The following is a 23,017-nucleotide window of genomic DNA, read 5'->3' on the forward strand; positions in this document are numbered from 1 at the left end:
TGAGCTTGCAGGCTGTGATCAGAATCAGGAAGCGGAGGATGACATGGATACACGACCGAATCTGCACGACCCGGCCGCCGATACGACCGCACAGGCCGTGGCCACCGACCTCGCCGCCGAATTGCAGAAGGCGGGCGAAACGGCCGACGCCGACCGCTACGACAACTCGTTCGCCGCAGACGTGCTGTGGGGCACCCCCTTCGGCGCGCTGGTCGTCGGACACAGCCGGATCAACGCGATCCATCGCCGAATGATGGGGCAGAGCAAACCCGTCGCACCGCCGTCCCGCTTCGAGGTCGTGGCAGCGGCCAGTCCGGCCCCGGGCGTGGTCGTCACCCAGATCCGCAGACAGGCCGTCGAGCCGGGCGCCTTCTCGGAAGTCGCCCTGTACGTCCTGGTGGAGCGCGACGGGCGGTGGTGGCTGTCCGCCGCGCAGAACACTCCGATCGACGAATCGAAATCGTTCCTGAAGCGCACGGACCCGGACTCCTGATTCCGCACCCGGCGATACCCCTTGCGGAACGGCCACGACAACGGCCATCATTTCCGGCATGAGTAAGGTAACCCTAACTACCGAACTTCCGCTGCGGGCCGAAGTGGCGTGTGCGATGGCTCGGACGCCGGAATTGTTCGCCTTCGTCGTCGCGCCGATCATCTCGGTGCCGCGGCTGGAGATTCCGGATCGGGTCGAGCCGGGAGTCGAAGGGGTGGCGCGGATCTGGTGGTTCGGGGTCGTTCCCGCGTGGCGGCATCATCTGCGACTGGTGCGGCTGACCGATCGGGAGATCTACACCAACGAGTGGGGTGGTCCGGTGCGGATCTGGCATCACCACCTGACCTTCGAACCGATCGGCGACACCCGTTGCCGCTACACCGACGAGATCGAGGTGCAGGACGGCCTGCACGGATTCGGCGTCCGGCTGTTCATCCACGTCATGTTCCGGCATCGGCATCGTCGGTGGCGGCAGCTCGCCGCACTCCTGGCGCAGAGCGATATCGATATCCGCCCCGGGCGAGCGGCCACCGACTGATCCGATCGCGCTGGTCGATCGCGGCCCTCGATTCGTCCGTTTTCCGCGTGCGCACGACCTCGAGCAGGTAACTCATCGCCGATTCGCCGCCGAATGCCATGTCCGATTACCGCTGGTATCGGGCGGGGAACTCGGGCAGAGTCGTCGGTGAGGATACGACGCGACGAGTGAGAGGAATCGCGATGGCCGTGTACGCGACGATGAACAGCCCGGTCGGGGAACTGCTGCTGACCGGTGAGCTCGGCCCGGACGGCCTCGCGCTCGATTCGGTGTCCATGAGCGGCGGGAAGAAGACCCCGGCCGTGGGCGACCGGACCGCGGCGCCGGAGGCGTTCACCGAGGTAATCGCTCAGCTGAACGACTACTTCGCGGGCGAGCGAACACATTTCGACCTCGAATACACCACTGGCGGAACAGATTTCCAGCGCCGGGTGTGGCAGGCAGTGGACGAGATCCCCTACGGAACCACCGTCGGCTACGGGCGGATCGCCGAGCGGATCGGCGCCTCGCGCGTGGCGGTGCGCGCGGTGGGCACGGCCATCGGCGCGAATCCGCTGCTGATCGTGCGGCCGTGTCACCGGGTCGTCGGCGCGAACGGCGCCCTGACCGGCTACGCGGGCGGCCTGGACAACAAGCGAGTACTTCTGGACCTCGAATATGCCGGCCGCACAGCATAATTCGAGCGAGATCGCCGCGCGGGTCGCGGATCAGGACTGGCCCGCGCTGGCCGAGGAGCTGGACGAGTACGGATATGCGCTCACCGGACCGCTGCTGCACGCCGAGGAATGCCGGGCACTGGCCGCTCTCTACGAACGCCCGGAGTTGTTCCGCAGCACGGTGATCATGTCCCGGCATCGCTTCGGCTCGGGCGAATACCGATACTTCGACCACGACCTACCCGAACCGGTCCGCGAACTGCGCCGGGCGTTCTATCCGAGACTCCTGCCCATCGCCCGGGACTGGGCGGCGAAATTCGGCCGTCCCGGGAGCTGGCCCGAACGCCTGGAGGACTGGATCACCCTGTGCCACAAGGCCGGACAGCACAAATCCGCGCAGATCCTGTTGCGCTACGGCCCCGGCGACTGGAACGCGCTGCACCGAGACCTGTTCGGCGACATGATCTTTCCACTCCAGGTGGTCATCGGCCTGGACGAACCCGGCCGCGACTACACCGGCGGCGAATTCCTCATGGTCGAGCAGCGGCCACGAGCCCAGTCCCGCGGTTCGGCGACGCTGTTACCGCACGGCCACGGGCTGATCTTCACCACTCGCGAGCGCCCGGTGCGCGGCGCGCGCGGCTGGTCCGCGGCCCCGATGCGGCACGGGGTGAGCGTCGTGCGTTCCGGTCGCCGGCACACCCTCGGCCTGGTCTTCCACGACGCCTGATCCGCCCCGTCGGCGCCGAGCCTCGCTCGAACCATCCGAACGATGAATTGTTGCCCAACACTGCGATCCGGGCGTGGATTCGGGGGCATCCGGGGCGAAAATGGCTGGACATCAAGATATTCGGGGGAAAGATCCGAGTGGACAGCTATCTGGTGCAGATCGGGTTGCCGGTCATCGCGCTCGTGGTGTCGTTGATCGCGTTCTTCTGGGAATTCGTGATCATGCGGCGTAAACGCCTGGGCTATCGCGTGCAGATGGATACGCCGGTGACCGGGGAGATCGAGTCGGTATTTCCGGGCGTTCTGGAACAATTGCAGCCGGACGGCGGTACTGCGGACACGCATCTGCAGGACCTGTCGATCGTGCTGATCCGCGTGGAGAACGACGGCGTCACGAACATCGATTCCGCCGATTACGCGATGCCCGACGACGAACGGGTCGGGTTGCGCCTGCATTTCCCGCATCGCCGGATCGCCGGAATGGCGGTGACCGAACTGAGCGACAACATCCTGGGGGCCTATCTCGAGCCGGGCCGAGGTATCGCGGCGCACGCGGACGAGACGCACGATGTCGGCGTCATCGACCTGCCGAAGGTCCCGATGAACCGGCGAGACCACTACAAAATTCTCGCCATTCTCTCGCGCGGGACCGGCACCGGCCCGTATCCGGAGCCCTCACTGCACGGCAAGCTCAAGGGCGGCCGGGTCCGGGCCACCCAGAGTCGCACCGGACTGTCCCGAAATATGTTGGCGTTCATCGGATTTCTGGTGGTCGTCATCGTCGTGCAATTCGGCATCTCGCTGGTCGGGGACAATCCGCCGGCGCCGGACTGCATTGCGGGCCAGCTCACTCTGGTGGGGTCCTCGGCCTTCGAGCCGGTCATCCGGGATGCCGCCACCGCCTACCGGAAGAGGTGTCCCACAGCGAATTTCACCTTCGCATTCGACGGCAGTGAACGCGGCCTGACCACCGTCGACGAGAAGGGCCACGGCGACCCCGGACTGCTGGCCATCACCGACGGCCCCAAGGGCGTCGGCTATCCCGATCTGCTGCCGCGTCCGCTGGCCGTGGCGGTGTTCTCGGTGATCGTGCGCGGCGATCTGGGCGTGCGGGATCTGACCGCCCCGCAGATCCGGGATCTGTTCGAGGGCCGGATCACCAACTGGAACAAGCTCGGCGGACCCGACCTGCCGGTGCGACTGGTCAACCGCGCCTTCGGATCCGGCACCCGGGAGACCTTCGGGCAGCGGCTGCTCGGCGGCAGTTCCGTGACGCTCCCGGAGGCCAGTTGCCGGACCATACAGGTCACGAATCCACCCGGTGTGGCCGCCTGCGAGGTGCCGCTGACCGGCGACATGCTCAAAGCTGTCGCCGACATTCCCGGCGCGGTCGGCTACTCCGCCTACACCGAGGCCGCCGGATATCCGGGCGTCGCCACGGTCACCATCGACAAGCATCAGCCCACCCGCGACGAGGTCCTGGCGCACAATTACGCGTTCTGGGGCGTCGAATACGCCTACAGCAACGGCGAATTGCCGTACGACTCGCTCGCCGCGGCGTTCCTGCGCTACCTCACCGACAACGCGGGCAAGGACATCATCCGCTCGCACGGCGGTACGCCGTGCGGCGAACTCGCCGATCCCGCCCAGTGCAGCCCGGAGCGATGAACTCACAGTGAGCGGGAGATGATCTCCTTCATGATTTCGCTCGTGCCACCGTAGATTCGGTTCACCCGCGAGCCGGTGTACATGTTGGCGATCGGATACTCCATCATGTAGCCGTAGCCGCCGAAGAGTTGCAGGCATTTGTCGACCACCTTGTCGGCGGTCTCGGCGGCGAACAACTTGGCCATGGACGCGGTGGCCGGGTCGTTCTTTCCGCCGACGTACTGTGAGATCGCGTAGTCCACAAGGGTTTTGATGGCCAGCGCCTCGGTCTTGACCTCGGCCAGGGTGAAGGCGTTGTGCTGGAATTTGCCGATCGGGCGCCCGAACGCCTCCCGCTCCCGCGAATACCGCAGCGCCTCGAGCACCGCGGCCTCGGCCAGTGCCGAGCAGATGCTCGCGATGATGAGCCGCTCTCGCGCGAGCTGTTCCATGAGCTGGTAGAAGCCCAGACCTTCCTGCTCGCCGAGCAGATTCGCGACCGGCACGCGCATATCGGAGAAGAACAGCTCGCGGGTGTCCTGCGCGTGCTGGCCCATCTTCTCCAGCACCCGGCCCCGCTCGAAGCCGGCCAGATCCTTGGTCTCGGCCACGATCAGCGAGACGCCCGCGGCGCCCTTGGCCGGATCGGTCTTGGCGACGATGACCACCAGATCGCAGTGAGTTCCGTTGGAGATGAACGTCTTCGAGCCGTTGACCACGTAATGATCACCGTCGCGGATCGCCGTGGTGCGCACCGCTTGCAGGTCCGAGCCGGTGCCGGGCTCGGTCATGGCAACGGCCAGCACCAGTTCACCGGCGATGATGCCCGGCAACCACTTTCGCCGTTGTTCCACACTGCCGTACTGGTGGACGTAGTGCGACACGATCGGCGAATGCACCGAGAAGCCGAACCCGTTGTCGTGCGCGTAGACCAGTTCCTCCTGCACGACCGCCTGCATGCCGAAATCGCCTCCGGCGCCGCCGAATTCCTCCGGCAGATCCAGCCCGAGCAGGCCCGCCGCACCGGCCTTGTTCCAGAATTCGCGGTCGACCATGTGCTGCCCGCTCCAGCGCTCGCGATGCGGCACGCTCTCCTTGCGGAAGAACTCCGCCGCGTGCTTGCGCAGTTCGCGATGCTGATCGGTCTCCCAGGAGGGACGGTAATCGGGGAAGAGTTCGGACATGCGTGATCCCTCTGCTTTCCGGCGCGCGGGGTGGCACACCCCGGTCGTTCACGGCAACGGACAGTACAGTTGTATTGTCTGCCGGTCAACAGCACCGCTATTTCCTGCGGGACTGGACTACTACACGACGTAAGATCCTCGGCAGACCCTGACGAGCTGAGGACCGATGCTGAATCCACGCGCGACGAACGAGGATCTGACCGCCAAGGCACGGATCCGCAATGCCGCCATGGATCTGTTCGCGCAGTACGGCGAGTCCCGGGTCTCACTGCGGGCGGTCGCCGCCGAGGCGGGCGTGACGCTCGGCCTGGTCCAGCACCACTTCAAGACCAAGGCGGGGCTGCGCGAGGCCGTCGATCAGCTGGTGAGCGAGTACTTCTATCAGGCCGTGCACTCGGTGCCCAACACCGGAACCCCGGGAGAGGTCGCGGGCGCGCGGGACGAGGCCGTGCGGGAGATGCTGCGCGAGAACCCGGCCGTGGTGAACTACATCCGCCGCGCGGTCCTCGAACCGGAGCCGACCCGGCTGAAATTCCTGGAACGCCAGGTGGAACTGGTGCGCAGCGAGGTCGTCGCCCTGCGCGAGGCGGGTCTGGCCTCGACCTCCCGCCGCGAATCGACCCAGGTGGTCGCAGTGCTGGTGCGACAGTTCGGCGAACTGCTACTGGCTCCGATGATCGATTCGGTGTGGCAGATGGTGGCCGACGAGGCCGATACCGCCAAACCGCGACTCACCGTCACCGTCGAGGAGTGACCCGGCGATAGCCGGGGCAGTCGGAATCCCTCCGGCGATACAGATGTCCAGGAAATTGTTCAACTGCGCAGTGGGACCGGCACGCCGCTGCTACCTTGGCTTGCTATCGGGCGATGCCTCGTTCACCAGCCGTCCCCGCCCCGAGGAGCAGCACCATGGAGCACTGGATACGGGGTGCGGCGGCGGTGCTGATCGGCATGGTCGCACTCGCCTGCACCGGTTGCTCGGTGATGCCGGGACGCCCCGACCCCACCCACATCACGGCCGATTTCCGCAGTATCTCGGGCATGTTCGCGGGCAATCCGGTCACGGTTCTGGGCCTGCGGGTCGGCACGGTGGACAAGATCGTGCCGCATCCCCGGTTCGCCGAGGTCCACATGAGCATCGACCACGACGTCACGATCCCCGAAAACGTCACGGCCGCACTGATTTCCCAGTCCATCGTGACCGATCGGCATATCGAGCTCTCCCCCGCGTACACCGGCGGCCGGACCCTTACCGACGGCGCGCATCTGACCGTCGAATCGACCCGCAGCCCGGTCGAACTGGACACGCTGCTGCAGACCATCGACACATTCACCGCCGCCCTGGCCCCACCGCCGGGTAGTACGCAGGGCCCGCTGTCGGGCACCCTGCTCTACGACATGCTCGATGGTCGGGGCGCGAAGATCCACGACACGTTGACGGCGCTGACCGGCGCGTTGCGAGTAGGCGTGGTCGACGGGGATGCGATCTCGCAGATCGTCGTCCAGCTCAACGACCTGACCTCGATGCTGGCCGACAACGACGCATCCGTACGCGAATTCGGCAACAACGTCACCCGCATGTCCACGCTACTTGCCGAACAGTCCACCGGCCTGGCGGCGACGCTGGATCAGCTCGAAGCGGTCCTGGCCAACACCGGAACCACCTTCGGCGCGTATCGAGATCGGCTGGCCGACAGCCTGACCGGCCTGACGACCGCGACCGATCAGTTGCGCGCCAACGCATCCCAGATCATCGAGAGCACGGACGTCATCCCGCTGCTGTCCGAGAACCTCGATCGCCTGGTCGATCGCCCCGGCCGGTTCGGCCGCGCACATGCGCTGATCGGCACCGTCAGCGGGGAGATAGTCAGTACCTTCTGTGCGCGGATCGAGTTGCGGGCCGATGGCTGCCGGACCGGACGGGTTCAGGACCTGGGTCCGGACTTCGGCCTGACGGCGGCGATGCTGGGCCTGACCCGATGACCCCGGCGGGCCCCGGCCGGGCTCGCCAACGCTGGCGAGCAAGGTCGGACTCGCGGCACCCGCAACAGTTACAGTGCTCGCGTGGGTGAGACCTCGCAACGCGCACGCAACCCCTGGGGCCAGGGCGAGCGCTTGCGGCTGGAGATCCTCGAGGCCGCCGCACGGTTGCTGTCGGATCTGGGCAGCGAGGAGGGACTCACGATCCGCGGCGTGGCACGCGCCGCCGGAATCTCACCGGCGAGTATCTATCAACACTTCAGTGATAAATCCGCTCTGGTCGACGGGCTGATCGAATACGACGCCACCCAACTGGCCACGGCGATGGCCGATGCGCAGGCACAGTTCCCGCCCGAGGCGGCGCTGGATCGGGTGCGCGCGCAGATGAAGGCGTACTGCCGATTCGCCCTGGACAGTCCGGGCCACTACCGTCTGATGATCGACAACCGGCCCGCGCAGGCCGCGCGTCCGGGTCCGCTCATGCAGTTCGTGCAGCAGGTGATCACCGCGTTCGAGCACTGCCAGGAGACCGGGGTGCGGTTGCGGCTGCCACCGGATCGGGCCGCGGTGGTGGTCTTCGTCGGGACGCACGGCCGGGTCGCGCTGTGGCATGCGAGCCAGGGCGCACAGCCGGCCGAGATCGTGACCGAGTTCGTCGACGAGCTCATCTCGCTCGTCATCGATTGACTCCCTTCACATCTCGCTAATCGTTGCTTAGCAGAACCAACGGGATCTATCCTGGCCGAGTTAGTGAACGATTGTTTAGTAACTCTGTCAGGGGGTCACGATGACCGAATCCCTTCCCGCATACCCGATGGCGCGAGCCACGGGCTGTCCGTTCGACCCGCCGCCACAGCTGCGCGAGGTCGGTCCGGTCAGCCGGGTACGCATCTGGAACGACGAAACACCTTGGCTCGTCACGGGTTACGACGAGCAGCGCGCTGTTCTCGCGGACCAGCGGTTCAGCGCCGATACCCGCAAGGAGGGCTATCCGCATCAGTCGGCGGCGATCAACGCGCGACGTCGCACCTTCCGCGCGTTCATCGCGATGGACGATCCCGAACACGATCGACAGCGAAAGATGTTGACCCGCAACTTCATGGTCAAACGGGTCGAGGCCATGCGGCCCCGCGTGCAGCAGATCGTGGACGGGCTGATCGACGATATGCTCGCCGGTCCGCAGCCCGCGGATCTGGTGACCGCGTTCGCACTGCCGGTGCCCTCGCTGGTCATCTGTGAACTGCTCGGCGTGCCGTACGAGGATCACGAATTCTTCCAGTCCTGCAGCCGCAAGCTCATCTCCCGCGAGTCGCCCCCGGAGGAGGCGATCGCCGCCAACGAGGCGTTACGCGAATATCTGCTGAAACTCATTGCGGCCAAACAACAGACGCCGACCGACGACCTGATCGGCAGACTGGTGAGCGGGCAGGTCGCCGCGGGCGAGCTGACCGTGGAGGAAGCCGCGGATATGAGCGTGCTGATGTTGATCGCCGGACACGAGACGACGGCCAACATGATCGCGCTGGGCACCCTTGCCTTGCTGGAACATCCCGATCAGCTCGCCGAACTGCGTGAGACCCAGGATCCGGCGGTGATCGCGAACGCGGTCGAGGAGCTGCTGCGCTATCTGAACATCGTGCACGGCGGACGTCGGCGGGTGGCCCTGCAGGACGTCGAGGTCGGCGGACAGCTCGTCCGCGCGGGCGAGGGCGTCATCCTGGCCAATGACGCAGGCAACCGGGATGATTCGGCATTCCCGGATCCGGATGTGCTCGACATCCACCGCAAGGCGCGTCATCACGTCGCCTTCGGCTACGGCGTGCACCAGTGCCTGGGCCAGCCGCTGGCGCGGATGGAGCTGCAGGTGGTCTACAGCACCCTGTACAAGCGGATACCCTCACTGCGCCTTGCGATTCCGATCGACGACGTGCAGTTCAAACACGAGATGGTCGTCTACGGCGTCCATTCCCTCCCCATCGCCTGGTAAAAGGAGCTTGCTCATGAAAGTCATCGTGGATCAGGACAAATGCGTCGGCTCGGGACAATGCGTGATGATGTCCGAGGCCGTCTTCGACCAGCGCGACGAGGACGGCGTCGTGGTGCTGCTACAGGACGAGCCCACCGAGGACCAGTACGAGGCGGTGCGTGACGCGGCCCGGGTGTGCCCGGCGCTGGCCATCGAGATCGCCGAGTAGCAGGCGCCGAACCGGATCACCGCACCGCGACGCGTCCGGACCTGTACCCCAGGTCCGGACGCGCCCGCCCAATCGTGACTCGTTCGAGATCTAGCGAACCCTTCGCAAACGCCACATGCTCTGAATATCCTTCCCGAGTGGGCCCATGGCAACTGCCCGGCTCGCGATCGCTCGCAGGATCACGACGAGTGGGAGGCGGGTAGCGGTATGGCGAAGAACGTCGCCGACGGACTGTGGGACATGCTGGTCTCGGCGGGCGTGCGCCGCTGCTACGGCATCGTGGGCGACGCACTCAACCCGGTCATCGACGCCATGCGCCGCAACGGGAACGTCGATTTCGTCCATGTGCGGCACGAGGAGTACGGCGTCTTCGCCGCGGTCGCCGAGGCCTGCCTGACCGGTCGGCCGGTCGCGGTGTGCGGCACCGCCGGGCCGGGCGTGACCCATCTGATCAACGGCCTGCTCGATGCCCGCAAGGAGGGCGCGCCGATCATCGCCCTCGCCGGCGACAGCGAATCCGCGCTGCTGGACAGCGGCACCGTCGAAGAACTCAATCCCTACAAGTTCTTCGACACCGCGGCGCACTACATCGGCCGCATCACCAATCCCGCGCAGTTGCATCACGTAGTGAGCAGCGCGGTGACCATCGCGATGGCCGAGCACGGGCCGACCGTGGTGGCGCTGCCCGGCGACGTCGCGGTGCAGGACGCACCGAAACTGTCTCTGCGCCTGTCGGTTCCGGTGCCACAGCGGGCTCCGGCGGCGGCCGCGGATCTCACGGCCATGGCCGAGATCATCGACGACGCCGATCGAATCGCGGTATTCGGCGGCGACGGTTGCGCCGACGCGGGCGTCGAGGTACGCGCACTCGCCGCGAAACTTCAAGCGCCGGTCGGCTATTCGCTCAAAGGTAAGCAGTGGCTCGAGCACGACAACCCGAATGCGGTCGGCATGACCGGACTGCTCGGCTACGGCGGCTGCTGGGAGGCGATCAACAAGTGCGATGTGCTGCTCATGCTCGGCACCGACTTCCCCTTCCCGAACTTCCTGCCGCACACCGGCGTCAAGGTCATCCAGGTCGATCGCAACCCGCGGCGCCTCGGCCGGCGAATTCCCTTGGCGCTGGGCGTCATCGGTGACGTGCAGGCCACCGTGAGCGAACTGCTGCCCATGGTCGCGGCCAAGTCCGCGAACCGATTCCTGAACAAATGCGTGAAGGCGACGCACAGCTTCGAGAAACATCTGCAGCACTACGTCACCCGAGGTCCGGAGCTGACGCCGATCCGGCCCGAATACCTCGCCGCCCTCCTGGACGAGGCGGCCGACGACGACGCGCTGTTCTTCGCCGACACCGGAACCGCGGTCATCTGGGCCTCGCGGCACATCCACTACGGGGGCGACCGACGCCTGTTCGGATCGTTCTCCTGGGCCTCGATGGCGAACGCCTCCCCCAACGCCTTCGGCGCGCAACTCGCCTTCCCGGGACGCCAGACCATCGCCCTGTGCGGTGACGGCGGGTTCACCATGCTCGGGCTGGGCGATCTGCTCACCCAGGTGCAGCGCAGGACGCCGGTGGTGAACGTCGTGCTGAACAACGGCATGCTCGATTTCGTCGACATCGAGCAGCAGGAGGCCGGGCTGATCCCGTTCGGCACCGAGTTCCGCAACCCGGACTTCGGCAAGGTCGCCGAGGCCATGGGGGCCAAGGGAATTCGCGTCGAGGAGCCGGGTGATCTACCCGATGCGATCCGAACCGCATTGGCGCACAAGGGCGGACCGGTGGTGCTGGACGTGCTGGTCGACAAGCACGCACTGGCCATGCCCGCGCACGTGCCGGGCGCGACGGCCGCGGGCTTCACGCTGAGCCTGGCCAGGCAGACATTGCACGGAGATCTGGACAACGTCGTCACCACGGCCGAACACAATATCGGCCTGCTCTGATCCATCGACGGGCACGAACCCGCCGACGCCGAGATACGGAGGATACGCATGCTGCACACCGATATTCCGACCCGCGGTGAGATCCTCGCCCTCGTATCGACCGTCGAGCCGTGGTGCGTCTCGATCTACACCCCGACCGAGGTGAGCGCGCCGACGCCGGACAAGAACCGGCTCGCGTTCGAGAATCAGGCCCGCCAAGCGCTCGACCAGATCACCGACAAGGAGGCCCGGGTGGCCCTCGAGGAGGAGATCGAGGACCTGATCGACGACGAGGAGTACTGGCGGTATCTGTCGCGCACGCTGGTGGTGCTCGCCACGCCCGAGCGGATGCGGACGTTCCGGGTGCCGAATCGGCTCGAGGCGGGCGTCACCGTCGGGGACCGGTTCGACATCAAACCGCTGTTGCGCACCATCACCTTTCCGCAGGATGCCTTCGTGCTGGCACTGTCGGAGAATGCGGTGCGCCTGGTCGAAGTGACCCCGGACGAACCGGCGCAGGACGTCGCGGTGGCCGGGCTGCCGGTGAGCCTGATCGACCATATCGCGCAGCCGGGCATGAGCCGCAGCCCGCACGGCCGGCTACAGGGCACCGAGGGCCGCAAGGTGCGGATCCGGCAGTTCTGCCGCGCGGTGGATCACGCGTTGCGAAATGTGCTGTCCGGCAGGGATGTTCCGCTGATCCTCGCCGCGGCCGAACCGACCGCATCGCTGTTCCGCTCGGTGAACAGCTATCCGGGCCTGCTGACCGAGGAGCTCGCGGGCAATCCGGAACATCTGGCCGACGCGGAACTGGCCGCCCGCGCCCGCACTGTCCTGGACGGCCACTACGCCGACGAATTGTCCGAGCTGCGTGCGGAATTCGAGCAACGTCGCGGTGACGGCCGCGGCACGGCGGATCTGTCCGACATCGCCCGAGCCGCGACGTTCGGCATGGTGCGAACCCTCATGGTGGATATCGACACCCCGGTCCACGGAACCGTCGGCGAGGACGGATCACTCACCTTCGCGGCCACCGGCCAGGCGGACGCACCGGGCGTCCTCGACGAAATCGCCCGCCGCGTACTGCTTTCCGACGGCCGGGTACTGGCGGTGCGCGCCGCGGACCTGCCCGACAGCGCACATGCGGCGGCCATCCTGCGATACGTGCCCTGAGTCGTCCCGGGCGCGGGCGACGCGTCCGATGACCTAGCCGATCTCGGTCCGCTCGGTGGATCGGCCGGCGAAGGTCACCAGACCGACGCGGGCGACCACCGCGAGGACGGCGACGGTCACGGTGACCACGCCCATCGGGACGGCGCTGTGCCCGCCCAGGCCGACCAGCGGGGCCACGACCGCGCCCAGGACGAACTGCGTGCAGCCGACCAGCGCCGACGCGCTTCCGGACACGTCGCCGAATCGCTCGAGCGCCAGGGCCGCGGCATTGGGCATCGTCAGGCCGATGGACGACACCATCACGAACAGCGGAATCTCGATCGCCACGGGCCCGCCGTGCGCGAGCGCCACGATCAGCACCGCTACCGCGCCCACGCATACACCGGCCAGGCCCAGATCCAGGATTCGACGCGGCGACCAGCGGCGCAGCAGGCGGACGTTCAGAGCGTTGGCCAGCACGATCCCGATGCCGTTGGCGGCGAAGATCAGGCCGAAAACCTGTGGGCTGAGCGCGAACAGGGTCTGGAAGACGAACGAGGACGCGGAGATATAGGCGAACATCGCCGCGAAGGACAGCGCACCGGCCAGCGCGAATCCGGCGAATTCGGGGACGACCGCGATCCGGCGCAGCGCGGCGAACGTCGCGGTGAGTTCGCCGCGGTGCCGCGCCTGCGGCGGCAGCGTCTCGGGCACGCCCACGATCGCGATGATCACGAAGAGCAGCCCGAGTACGGCAAGCACCCAGAACAGCCCGCGCCAGTCGATCACCCGCAACAGCTGCGCACCCGCCACCGGCGCGACGACCGGTGCCGCACCGCTGACCCCGAGCAGGATCGAAAAGGCTCGCGCCCCTCGGGTTCCGGACCAACTGTCCCGGACGATCGCGAAGGAGATGACGATGCCGGCCGCACCGGCCAGCCCCTGCAGCAGCCGCGCCGCGTCCAGCAGCGCGACCGTGGGCGCGAGGGCGCACAGCGCCGAGGCGACGGTGAACACGACCATCCCGGCGATCATCGGACGCCGCCTGCCCCATCGGTCGCTGAGCGGACCGGCCAGCAACTGCCCCAGCGCCAACCCGATCAGACAGGTCGTCAGCGAGAGCTGGATTCCGGCCTGGCTCGCGTGCAAGGCCGTCGCCGCCTGCGGCAGACTCGGCAGATACAGATCCGTCGTGATCGGCCCGAACGCCGACAACGCGCCCAGCACCACGATCAGCCGCGCACTCCCACGCCGCACACCCGTCGTATCGGCGACCTCCACCGACCCGCCCTGCTCGCTCATCTTCCTGGATCCTCCTCACCACCCCACCTCCGCCGACCATACCCAGAGCCGGCCGGGAGAGCGGTAGTCCGTTCCGTACCCCGGACAGCGCGCCCGCGAACGCCGCTGGGCACTCGGCGAATACGCGGAATGTCCGCTGCGGTGGCATTACTCGGTCGGTGAAATCGCGGATTCCGTTGGGCATTCAACCTATTCGCGCGCACGCCGACGGGCGGGTCTCCTGGCCAGGAGACCCGCCCGTCGGGTATCTCGTCGGTGCGCGGACCTACTTCTTGGCGGGAGCAGGCGGAGCGGCGGGGTTCGTGCAGAACGCGCCGGGCGTGGTGCACGGGGCATTGATGGTGCTGAAGTACTGGTACGCCGACCACAGCATCATCGGGCCGCCGACCAGGATGGTGCCCAGCAGAGTGCCCACGGTGCCGATCGTCGCGACACCGGCGATGCAGCCGATGATCGCGCCGGGCAGCACACCCGCGAACAGGGTGGTGATCGCGGTGGAGACCGAACCGACCACGCCACCGGCGACACAGCCGACGGTGACGCCGATCAGCGCGCCGACCACCGCGCCGACCAGGCTGGAGATGGTCGCGCGGGAACCGAACGCCGACAGCTCCTGCTGGTCACGCGGGCTGAATGACTCGTCGATCTGTTTCGGATCCACCTTGGTGGCATCCTTGGCGTTGGCCATCGCCGACGCGGAGATCGGGTGGGCGACCGGGGTGCCACCGGTGGTCTGCGGGGTCAGCCGCACCTGGTGGTCCGCGATGTCCGCGTTGATCGGGAACTGGGTGTTGTCCTTGCGGTACACCAGCGGAACCGAATCGACGACGGTGCCCTTGGCATCGGCGACGGTCAGGCTGTCGCCGACCTTCTTGAACGTACCGTCGACGGCCTTCAGAACAGCCGATCCACCGTCCCGGTTCAGCGTGTAGTGAATTCCGTTGACGTCCACCGCCTGCGAAGCCGGAACATTCTGGAACGGTGACGCGATGGCAGGGGCGGGGGCCGGTGCGGCCGGGGCGGCATAGGCGGGCGCCGCGGCGATTCCGACGGCGCTCACCACCAACGCTGCACTCGCAGCAAACTTCCTCATCTGGTACGACCTCAAACCTTTCTTCGACAACGGTGACCCTGCGCATTCAGCGCGGACCCACCGATCCTCACCGGTCAATCAGGCCGTACCAATATTTCTGAAAGGTGAAATTAAAATGGAAATCTGAACCCTTCGGCAGAAACTCAACAGAAAACCGACGGCGAATTACAATCATTGCACCGGCGATTTCTTTGATTGAAATCGCCGGTGCAATGATGGAAACCTGTTCAATTGTAATGAAAGAAATTCGGGGAAACTACGCTGCGGCGATCCGCGCGTCGATGTTCATCCGCTTACGGACGTGCATCGAATAGGCGAAGGCCAGACCCAGCGCCGTCCATTCGACGGGATTTCCCAGCCCGACCACCGTCGAGGTCGGCAGCGTGGCGATCATCGCGAACCGCACCAGCGCGGCCAGGGCGAATGCGCCGCCCCAGACAAGCGTCGAGTACAGGAAGATCCGCCGGACCTCGGAGTCCTCGCGCCACAACGTGTTCCAGGCCCGAACCTGATCCGCACCGGAGGCTCGCAGGCGCTGCACGATGCCGAACATCGCCGGACGCCCGAACACGCAACTGCCCAGCAGCACGGCGCCGACCACCGCCTCGGTGATCGGATCCTTGGCCAGCATCATCCGTTCGCTGCCACTCACCAGCGCGAGCACCAGCCCCAGACCGTTGATCGCCAGGACGAATCCGGCCAGACCGTCGAAGCGACGCTGCATCACCGCCGGGACCAGCACCCACAGCGCCGACAGGACGGTGGAGCACACCAGCGCGACGAAACTGCTGTGTCCGAGTGCGGTGAGCAGATAGTACGAGCCCATCGGAATCACCACCGGGGACAGATTCACGACGATCCGCCGGAGCCGACCGGTCCGGTCCGAAGAGGAACCGGCGGCAGCCGTGGTGACCGCGGAATCGGCTGCGGCGGAGGGAATCTCGCCGAATGCGCGATTGCTGGTGGGTACGGGCTGGGTCATCGGATTCTCCCTGCTGATCGCCGAGTTGGTATGTGAACAAAGCTATTTCGCGCAGGGCCCGTAGCGCGTGGACCGACGGATGGAATCGGCCGTCTCCACCCCGGGGTGTAGTGCGGAGATCTCCACCCGCGGACTCCACCGCCGGCAGGTTCTCGCGCGCCGCCGCACTACCTAGGGTCGACACGTCGCCCGGTACAGCGGTGCGCCCGCCGCACCGGCGGCGTACGACACGCCGCCGCCGCGCTGCGCCGCCGGTGATCGGCGACAATGCTGGGCGGTACCGATCCGTGAGGAGAGTGATGGCGCAGAGACTCCTGCGTGCCGCGCGAGGGTTGCTCGGCACCGATCCGGAGAACAGTCCGCTGTTCCGGATCGTCGGCGGGCTGCTGCTGGCGGCGAATCTGCTGTGGAATCACCGCGGTCCGGTCCCCGTCTGGCTGTGGGTCGTGTTCGGCGCCGCCTACGCGATCTTCCTGATCTACGAGGTCTTCGGTGACAGCCGCCCGCGTCTGGTCGTGCCCGCGCTGATCGGCTGCATGATGCTCTCGGCCGTCGCGACCGGACCGTGGCCCGACCCGAACTCGGTGAGCGCCCCGGTGATCCAGCTGTGGGTGACGGTCGGCATCTTCGCTCGGCAGATCGCGGTGAGCACCCGCACGATCATGACCGCCGTCGCCGTCGCGGCCGTGCTGCTGATCATCGGCGATCTACTCGCCGGAGAGCTCACCACCCACGTGCTGACCCCCGTGGCGATCCTGGCGATCGTGCTGTTGATGGGCCTGTATCGCCGCCAGTACCGCCTGCAGATCCATCAGACCGAAATGCTGCTCGAACAGACCCGCCGCGCCCAGCAGGAACACGCCCGCGCCGCGGCGCTGGACGAACGCGCCCGCATCGCCCGGGAGATGCACGATGTGCTCGCGCACTCCCTCGGCGCGCTGACCGTGCAGCTCGAGGTCGCCGAGGGCCTGCTCAGCGAGAAGGGCGACGTGACCGGAGCGTTGACCCATCTGCGCCGATCCCACCGCCTGGCCCAGGACGGGCTGACCGAGGCCCGCGGCGCGGTGGCCGCACTGCGCGAGGACGTCCCCCCGCTCCCGGAGGCGGTGCGCGGACTCGTCGAGGGCTATCGCCGGGACCGGCGGATGAGTGTGGACTGCCTGGTCGACGGCGAACCGCGCGCGGTGCAGTCGGCCGCGGTGGTGTCGCTGCTGCGGACCGCCCGCGAGGCACTCACCAATGCCGCCAAACACGCACCCGGCGCGGCGGTGACCGTCGCGCTGGGTTTCACTCCGGACCGAGTGCGCCTGTCGGTGCGCAATCCGATCCTGTCCGGCACCGAACCGACCGAACCACCGCGGGCGCGCGACGAGAACGGCGGGTACGGTCTCACCGGAATGCGCGAGCGGATCGCGTTGGTCGGCGGCACCCTGTCCGCCGGACCGGGACGCGACGGCCGCGATTGGGTGGTGACGGCGGAAGTACCCGGCTGAGCGGGCGGCGACGGGGCGTCAGCACAGGAGATTTCGCCCGGCCGAAAGGGAGAGCATGAGTGGGTCAGGGCCGGAAGCGGCAGCGGAGCGTAACCACGCAGGCCCCCCACTCGTGCCGAAAAAACACAGCATGAGTGGGTCGGGGCCGGAAGCGGCGGCGGAGCCCGACACCGCGATCCGGGTGCTCGTGGCCGATGATCAGCAGGTGATGCGCGAGGGTCTGGTCGCGCTGCTCGGACTCGTCGACGGGGTGCGCGTGGTCGGCTCGGCCGGTGACGGCGAGGCGGCGGTACGGGCGGTGGACGAGCTGTCCCCCGACGTCGTGCTGATGGATCTGCGCATGCCGGTACTGGACGGCGCGGGCGCCACCGCCCGGATCATCGCCGAACATCCGGGCACCGCGGTCATCGTGCTGACCACCTACGCCGACGACGAATCCATCCTGGGCGCACTGCGGGCAGGCGCGCGCGGCTATCTCACCAAGGACGCGGGACGCGCCGAGATCGCCGCCGCCATCACCGCAGCGGCCGCCGGACAGTCCACCTTCGACGCCACCGTCTCCCAGCGCCTGGTCGCCGCGCTGTCCGACGCGACGATCTCACAGTCCCGGACCGCACGCGAAAACCCTACGGCCGCAACGCCCAAACCGGACGGATTGACCGCCCGCGAAGCGGAGGTCCTGGGCCTGATCGGGCAGGGCCTGAACAACGCCGAGATCGCCGGATCGCTCTACATCTCCGAGACGACCGTCAAGACGCACATCAACAACGCCTTCGCCAAGATCGGCGCGCGCAACCGCGCCGATGCCGTCCGCTACGCCTACCGCCACGGCCTGGCACAGCCCTGAGATGGCCGACTACGCGCACACCGACTTCGCCGCCAAGGGCCGCGCCGAGAAGGCGCGTCGCCTGGCGGCCTACATCTGGCAGCGCGACATCACCGGCGCCGAACTCCTGGCGTTGTCCCCGGCAACCCGTCGCAAACTCGCCCGCGCCGCGGACACCAATCCCCCGAGCACCGACGAAACCTGGTCCCGGACAGCACAATTACTCGACGAGAAAGACGCCTGGGCGCAACGCCACCCGAATCACCCTGCGGCGCAACGCAGCTACTCCGACGAAAAGATTCTCTGGGTGAAACCGCCGGTCACGCCGTGGCACACGCCGCCGCCCGGCCCGTCCGAGGGCTGAACCCGGCGCCCGCGCACCCTGGGAACCGGCTGGGAGATTCGGGCGCACTCGCGACACCAGGTTGACAACGGCGCACGCCATCAGAACAGTAGACTCGCAAGCCCGGCCCGAGCACCACGGGGAGTGCCGGTCGGGTCCCGCCCCAGTCATCCGTAGCTACTATCGAGGAATACATGAACGTTCGCAGGCTCATCGTGATCGTGGGCACGGGCTTGGCACTCGCCGCCCCGCTGGCCCCCTCCGCATCTGCCGGAAGCCCCAACATCCCGTCGGGTTCGGCGGGCACCGGGTCTTCGAGCATCGACGACCTGGTCGGCTCCACCGGATCGGCGGGTCTGACCCAGACCGGTTCCGCAGGCGGCCATGTGTACAAGAATTGCGACGAGGTCCGCAAGGCGGGCAAGGCGCCGCTGTTCCGCGGCGAGCCGGGCTACGCCCCGTACCTGGACCCGGACGGCACCGGAATGGCCTGCCCGACGCAGTAATCCGGCCCAGAAAACCCGACACCCGGTGTGGCGCAATGCCACACCGGGTGTTCGTTTTTCGGGCCCGATATTCTCAGCGGCGGAAGATCTTCACCAGCGTCACGGCCACGACTACGGCGCCCGCGCCGATGAGGCCGTATTTCACCTTGGGCTCGTTCAACTTCGCGAGCACCGCGTGTTTGGTCTTGTCGGCGATCCGCTGCGGGTCGGCCCGAACGGCGAGCTCATCGAGTGTGTTCGCGAGCCGGTTGCGCGCGGCTTCGATCTCCCGCTCGATGCTCTCGGTATCCTTCGCCACGTTGTGTCTCCTGTGATTCGTCCGGTGGGCGTGCGTCGCTGTCGTGGAGTCTATCCGCCGCCGCGAGATCGCCGCCGCCTCCGCTACCCGGCTGCGGTCCCGACCCGCCCGCCAGTGAGCTACCGTGCTGGCATGACCGAGAACTCCCGGCTCGCTCCGGGCGATATCGCGCCCGGCTTCACCCTTCCCGACGCCGACGGCAAGCCGGTGTCCCTGGCCGATTACCACGGCCGCAAGGTGATCGTCTACTTCTACCCGGCAGCCAGCACGCCCGGCTGCACGAAGCAGGCCTGCGACTTCCGCGACAATCTGGCCGAACTCGGCGGCGCGGGCATCGAAGTGGTCGGCATCTCGCCGGACAAACCGGCCAAACTCGCAAAATTCCGCGACAACGAGAAGCTCACCTTCCCGCTGCTGTCCGATCCGGACCGCGAGGTGCTCACCGCATGGGGCGCCTACGGCGAGAAAACCATGTACGGCAAGAAGATCACCGGCGTGATCCGCTCGACCTTCCTGGTCGACGAGGAGGGCAAGATCGCGGTCGCGCAGTACAACGTGCGGGCCACCGGGCACGTGGCCAAGCTGCGGCGCGATCTGTCGGTGTAGGGCCGCCGGCACCGCGCGGTAGCCGAGGGGTGCAGCCCGGACATCGAAAACGGCCGGGCCACACCGTCATTCGCGACGCCGTCGTCCACGAGGCATGCACGCATCTCGCGGCCGCAGGCTCACATGCGCATACGCGTCTACCCGACGTAACGGTCCATCAGGTCTTCTGTTCATCTGTCATGAGCCGAGCCGTATCGCGGCACTTGGTCGGTACCGCGTATGAACCAGGTCGGAACTATCGCGACAGAGCGCTGAGTATTTGGGCACACCGCTGAAACCAAATCAGCGGCAAGCCAATTGGTGTCTGAATGACTGGCCGAGATGCGCCGGGGCGGTGCTGGCTCGGCAATCCGGAAGATCTACGTGAAGCGTTGGCCGAACAAATCGCGTCTGAGAGATTCGGGCACGGTGGGCCGCTGGGTCGATACCCCAAGCGACAGGCAACTGGGGCCGTGTATCCAGCGGTCAGCCCCGGACTGGCCTACTCGGCCGCTTCGGCCCGGACCGCGAGTGCCCGGCGGATCAGGGTCCGGGCAGCATCCCCGGTCACGGACTGTCGGGCGAGCATGTCGAACGTCCGGTGGTAAACCTTGATTTCTCGTGGTTGTGTGATCGTCAACTCAGCTGTTATGGCTTCCACGAAGACTACCTTCGTATCGAACATGACGAACGCGGTTGTAGTCATCTCGAACGGTGCTGTAGCAGGGATGATGCCCAACGTAACGCGGGGCATTCCCTGGACGGCAAGTAGCCTATCCATTTGGCCGATCATGGTCTGATCGTCACCAACGGTGGTGTACAAGGCTTGTTCCGCGATGAGGAAATGAAACAAGTGGTCTCGCTGGTACAAGACACGCTGCCGTTCGATCCGGGCCGATACGCCTTCGTCCAGGTCGTTCGGCACCTGCTGAAACTCGATAACTTTCTGCAGGATTCCCGCTGCGTAGTCTGCGGTTTGCAACAGCCCAGGTATCACCACAGGTTCGTATCCGCGCAGAATCCGCGCTTCGGATTCCGATTTAATGAATGTTCTTTGTCTCCGCTTGGTACCAGTGCCTAGAACCTTCTGCCACTCCAGATATGCGGTATCAATATTTCTCCGCGTCGCGGTTAGGTCTGCCAATTGATCCGGAGCGTCACAGTCTCGGCAGTACGCGGCAATATCGTCCAGCGACGGTAGGATTTTGCCGTACTCGATTTTGGATACCTTGCTCGGATGCCACTCGTTCAGCCGAGCCAGTGCAGCACCCGATAAGCCAGAGGTAAAGCGAATCTCTCGGAGTCTGGCCCCGAGAGATTCGCGTTGCTGGTTGACAGAACCGGTCACCGAACGAAGTATCCTCGATACGGCGTAGCGAGTGACCAGAGTTGCTGTTTGATCTGTCGGCAGTGCTCGACAATCCCCGCATCCGCGGTCAACGCTGCCGTATCTACCGCACGTCCGTTCTCATCTACGAGGTTGAACACCACCCGGTTGTCATCCAGCAGCCAGAAATCATCTCCTGGCACCTCTCCGGCCTCATGTCGGGGCAGATACCGGATGTCTTCCCCGGCACCGGTGTTCAGCTCTGTAACCGCCAGAGAGAACCGGGTGTAGTCCGTGTGCGGCACCGTGACGACACGTACACGGGTGACCGCTACGCCCCGGCCGGTGGTGTCCTTCACCAGCTGTAGCCACGGCTCGAGCCATGCGTAGTCGTCCGGCTCTCCGTCGAGAAATCTCCTGAGCGGCTCTGACTCGTCGGCAACCGCATACGCATCCCGGACTTCGAGATGGAATGCTTCGCGGCGGCACTCACCGAATAGGTCAGGCCACGGATTGCCGTGTAGCAGTTGCACCGTAATAAGTCCTCTCTGCCTTCTCTACGGCGATGACGGTTTCATCGTCCGCTATGTCGAGTTGTGCGAGCGTGCCAGGGTCGGTTACCGGCCTGCCGGACAGCAGAAACGTTCCACGGCCTGTATCAGCCAACGGTTCGCCGATGTAGTAGTCCGGTTCGAGGAAACCAAGCAACCTGTGCGGAAGCTCGACTGTGCCAGGGGTTTCGGTCTTCCATGCTTGGACCAGGTACCCGTCTTCGTAGGACAGCAGGGTCGGGCAGTTTCCGCCGGTGCTTCCGCACTTGCCGAGAAACGTAGCGTTCATCGCGGTTACCTCCATTGAGTCGTGCACCAAGTTGCACTAGCACTCTCGATTGTGGCTCGACTGTAGTGGTCGTGCACTCGGAATCGTCTTCTGTTGCACGGTTGTGCACGGTGATAGACCGCGCTGGCTATCGCTTCGTAGCGTCGGAACCAGCGCCCGGGGCAGGCGGAGAGGTACCGGTCCCGGGTTGCCCTTCCAGCGACCTACTACAGGGGTTGATATGAGCGCAGAAGACAACGAAAAGCACAGGAGTACAAGGCTTTACGTGTTTCCCGGTGGGGTGCTCGAAATGCAGGAGCGCCCCGGTGAGGTACCGGGTACTGGGGTGTATCTGGAGTACCGGCAGTCGTGTAGCGACGCGCGAGCGTTCGGCCCTTGCGAGGCGGAACGGCTCCGGCTGGTGGACGACGAGAACGAGTCAGCGTGATGCCGGTGTGGGTGGCGTTTGCGGTGCCGTTGGCCGCGTTCTTCGCCCTGCTGCTCTGGCCGCGCCGGGGGTGAGGGCATGAAGCTTGATCAGCGCACCGAGCCCGGAACGTACATGGTTCCGGAGTTGGCGACCGGGGCTGAGGCCAAGTCGTTGCCGGTTGAGGTGATCACCCGGTTTCGCGATGCTTTGAAGTATGGAACTAGTCGAAATGCCCAGGGGGACAGATGAATACTCGATTAGGTCTAGTTCTCGCTGCTGTACTCGTCGGCATCGGTCCAGCACTCACGGTCGGCACCGGCCCGGCTCACGCTGTGAATTCCTGCGATTTCGAATTCAGTCCGTCCACACCTTCGGTCTATTCACCACAGATAGTCGGCGAAGGCGTTGCGGCGTGCGACGTGCGGCCAGACCGGCACTTGGTCACTCTCGCACTCGAATGGCAGCACGGCGGGAAGTGGGAGGTTGCCTCAGTGTCGCAACCGGACTCGACCGTCCCGG

25 protein-coding genes are annotated in these 23,017 nt (G+C 66.2%); 17 read left to right on the forward strand and 8 right to left on the reverse strand.

Annotation, left to right across the window (positions count from 1 at the left end):
- Positions 1 to 43 precede the first annotated feature (43 nt).
- The 5 genes from K7711_RS37055 (at position 44) to K7711_RS37075 (ending at position 4,084) form a co-directional block, all read left to right on the forward strand.
- Positions 44 to 493, forward strand: a complete 450-nt coding sequence (locus K7711_RS37055; protein ID WP_222975760.1) for an SgcJ/EcaC family oxidoreductase — start codon at positions 44 to 46, stop codon at positions 491 to 493.
- 58 nt (positions 494 to 551) lie between these two features.
- Positions 552 to 1,031 (forward strand): Rv1443c family protein, encoded by a 480-nt coding sequence (locus tag K7711_RS37060; protein WP_222975762.1) that lies wholly within the window; start codon positions 552 to 554, stop codon positions 1,029 to 1,031.
- Between the two features lie 182 nt (positions 1,032 to 1,213).
- A complete protein-coding gene (locus tag K7711_RS37065; protein WP_222975764.1) occupies positions 1,214 to 1,708 on the forward strand; it encodes a methylated-DNA--[protein]-cysteine S-methyltransferase in 495 nt (164 codons plus the stop codon).
- The gene (locus K7711_RS37070; RefSeq protein WP_222975766.1) at positions 1,689 to 2,417 is read left to right on the forward strand and encodes a 2OG-Fe(II) oxygenase; all 729 of its coding nucleotides are present in this window, start codon (positions 1,689 to 1,691) and stop codon (positions 2,415 to 2,417) included. Before K7711_RS37065 ends, K7711_RS37070 begins: the two co-directional genes overlap by 20 nt.
- A 50-nt stretch (positions 2,418 to 2,467) precedes the next feature.
- The gene (locus K7711_RS37075; RefSeq protein ID WP_235748363.1) at positions 2,468 to 4,084 is read left to right on the forward strand and encodes a substrate-binding domain-containing protein; all 1,617 of its coding nucleotides are present in this window, start codon (positions 2,468 to 2,470) and stop codon (positions 4,082 to 4,084) included.
- A gap of 2 nt (positions 4,085 to 4,086) precedes the next feature.
- Here the strand turns inward: K7711_RS37075 and K7711_RS37080 are convergent, their stop codons facing one another.
- On the reverse strand, positions 4,087 to 5,247 hold the full coding sequence (locus K7711_RS37080) for an acyl-CoA dehydrogenase family protein (RefSeq protein WP_222975768.1): 1,161 nt from the start codon (positions 5,245 to 5,247) through the stop codon (positions 4,087 to 4,089).
- A gap of 166 nt (positions 5,248 to 5,413) precedes the next feature.
- On the opposite strand from K7711_RS37080, the gene K7711_RS37085 reads away from it, so the two are divergent.
- From K7711_RS37085 to K7711_RS37115, 7 genes are all read left to right on the forward strand, one after another.
- On the forward strand, positions 5,414 to 6,001 hold the full coding sequence (locus tag K7711_RS37085) for a TetR/AcrR family transcriptional regulator (RefSeq protein WP_040820040.1): 588 nt from the start codon (positions 5,414 to 5,416) through the stop codon (positions 5,999 to 6,001).
- A gap of 155 nt (positions 6,002 to 6,156) precedes the next feature.
- Positions 6,157 to 7,230 (forward strand): MCE family protein, encoded by a 1,074-nt coding sequence (locus K7711_RS37090; RefSeq protein ID WP_222975770.1) that lies wholly within the window; start codon positions 6,157 to 6,159, stop codon positions 7,228 to 7,230.
- Positions 7,231 to 7,311: 81 nt separating this feature from the next.
- Positions 7,312 to 7,914, forward strand: a complete 603-nt coding sequence (locus K7711_RS37095; protein ID WP_222975773.1) for a TetR/AcrR family transcriptional regulator — start codon at positions 7,312 to 7,314, stop codon at positions 7,912 to 7,914.
- A gap of 100 nt (positions 7,915 to 8,014) precedes the next feature.
- Complete coding sequence (locus K7711_RS37100) at positions 8,015 to 9,214, forward strand: cytochrome P450 (protein WP_235748364.1); 1,200 nt, start codon at positions 8,015 to 8,017, stop codon at positions 9,212 to 9,214.
- A 13-nt stretch (positions 9,215 to 9,227) separates the two neighbouring features.
- On the forward strand, positions 9,228 to 9,422 hold the full coding sequence (locus K7711_RS37105; protein WP_222975775.1) for a ferredoxin: 195 nt from the start codon (positions 9,228 to 9,230) through the stop codon (positions 9,420 to 9,422).
- A gap of 207 nt (positions 9,423 to 9,629) precedes the next feature.
- Complete coding sequence (locus K7711_RS37110) at positions 9,630 to 11,363, forward strand: thiamine pyrophosphate-dependent enzyme (protein WP_222975777.1); 1,734 nt, start codon at positions 9,630 to 9,632, stop codon at positions 11,361 to 11,363.
- A 48-nt stretch (positions 11,364 to 11,411) separates the two neighbouring features.
- Positions 11,412 to 12,515 carry a baeRF11 domain-containing protein gene (locus tag K7711_RS37115; protein ID WP_222975779.1) on the forward strand — a complete coding sequence of 368 codons (1,104 nt, stop codon included), beginning with the start codon at positions 11,412 to 11,414 and terminating at the stop codon, positions 12,513 to 12,515.
- Positions 12,516 to 12,548: 33 nt separating this feature from the next.
- Here K7711_RS37115 and K7711_RS37120 read toward each other — a convergent pair whose 3' ends face one another.
- From K7711_RS37120 to K7711_RS37130, 3 genes are all read right to left on the reverse strand, one after another.
- Positions 12,549 to 13,796 (reverse strand): multidrug effflux MFS transporter, encoded by a 1,248-nt coding sequence (locus K7711_RS37120; protein ID WP_222975781.1) that lies wholly within the window; start codon positions 13,794 to 13,796, stop codon positions 12,549 to 12,551.
- 265 nt (positions 13,797 to 14,061) lie between these two features.
- A complete protein-coding gene (locus tag K7711_RS37125) occupies positions 14,062 to 14,889 on the reverse strand; it encodes a DUF8020 domain-containing protein (protein ID WP_222975783.1) in 828 nt (275 codons plus the stop codon).
- Between the two features lie 256 nt (positions 14,890 to 15,145).
- Positions 15,146 to 15,871: a VC0807 family protein gene (locus tag K7711_RS37130; RefSeq protein WP_222975785.1), complete on the reverse strand. Its 726-nt coding sequence runs from the start codon at positions 15,869 to 15,871 to the stop codon at positions 15,146 to 15,148.
- Between the two features lie 299 nt (positions 15,872 to 16,170).
- Between K7711_RS37130 and K7711_RS37135 the strand changes: the two genes are divergently transcribed.
- The 4 genes from K7711_RS37135 (at position 16,171) to K7711_RS37150 (ending at position 19,039) form a co-directional block, all read left to right on the forward strand.
- Positions 16,171 to 17,364, forward strand: a complete 1,194-nt coding sequence (locus tag K7711_RS37135; protein WP_222975787.1) for a sensor histidine kinase — start codon at positions 16,171 to 16,173, stop codon at positions 17,362 to 17,364.
- Between the two features lie 130 nt (positions 17,365 to 17,494).
- Positions 17,495 to 18,211 carry a response regulator transcription factor gene (locus K7711_RS37140; RefSeq protein ID WP_222975789.1) on the forward strand — a complete coding sequence of 239 codons (717 nt, stop codon included), beginning with the start codon at positions 17,495 to 17,497 and terminating at the stop codon, positions 18,209 to 18,211.
- A gap of 1 nt (position 18,212) precedes the next feature.
- Entirely contained in the window at positions 18,213 to 18,554 is a 342-nt protein-coding gene (locus K7711_RS37145) for a hypothetical protein (protein WP_222975791.1), read from the forward strand.
- 173 nt (positions 18,555 to 18,727) lie between these two features.
- Positions 18,728 to 19,039, forward strand: a complete 312-nt coding sequence (locus tag K7711_RS37150; protein ID WP_040820018.1) for an excalibur calcium-binding domain-containing protein — start codon at positions 18,728 to 18,730, stop codon at positions 19,037 to 19,039.
- A 73-nt stretch (positions 19,040 to 19,112) separates the two neighbouring features.
- Here K7711_RS37150 and K7711_RS37155 read toward each other — a convergent pair whose 3' ends face one another.
- On the reverse strand, positions 19,113 to 19,337 hold the full coding sequence (locus K7711_RS37155; RefSeq protein WP_040820017.1) for a DUF3618 domain-containing protein: 225 nt from the start codon (positions 19,335 to 19,337) through the stop codon (positions 19,113 to 19,115).
- A 132-nt stretch (positions 19,338 to 19,469) separates the two neighbouring features.
- On the opposite strand from K7711_RS37155, the gene bcp reads away from it, so the two are divergent.
- Positions 19,470 to 19,943 (forward strand): thioredoxin-dependent thiol peroxidase, encoded by a 474-nt coding sequence (gene bcp, locus K7711_RS37160; protein ID WP_040820014.1) that lies wholly within the window; start codon positions 19,470 to 19,472, stop codon positions 19,941 to 19,943.
- A 481-nt stretch (positions 19,944 to 20,424) separates the two neighbouring features.
- On the opposite strand, the gene K7711_RS37165 is transcribed toward bcp, so the two are convergent.
- Genes K7711_RS37165 through K7711_RS37175 form a run of 3 tightly spaced genes read right to left on the reverse strand, consistent with a single transcriptional unit; the run spans position 20,425 to position 22,089 of the window.
- On the reverse strand, positions 20,425 to 21,270 hold the full coding sequence (locus K7711_RS37165) for a helix-turn-helix domain-containing protein (protein WP_222975793.1): 846 nt from the start codon (positions 21,268 to 21,270) through the stop codon (positions 20,425 to 20,427).
- Positions 21,267 to 21,782, reverse strand: a complete 516-nt coding sequence (locus tag K7711_RS37170) for a DUF6879 family protein (protein ID WP_222975795.1) — start codon at positions 21,780 to 21,782, stop codon at positions 21,267 to 21,269. The genes K7711_RS37165 and K7711_RS37170 overlap by 4 nt, the downstream gene beginning before the upstream one ends.
- Positions 21,751 to 22,089: a hypothetical protein gene (locus K7711_RS37175; RefSeq protein WP_222975797.1), complete on the reverse strand. Its 339-nt coding sequence runs from the start codon at positions 22,087 to 22,089 to the stop codon at positions 21,751 to 21,753. Before K7711_RS37175 ends, K7711_RS37170 begins: the two co-directional genes overlap by 32 nt.
- Positions 22,090 to 23,017 lie beyond the last annotated feature (928 nt).

The organism is Nocardia coffeae (assembly GCF_019890715.1).
Lineage (GTDB): Bacteria > Actinomycetota > Actinomycetes > Mycobacteriales > Mycobacteriaceae > Nocardia > Nocardia jiangxiensis.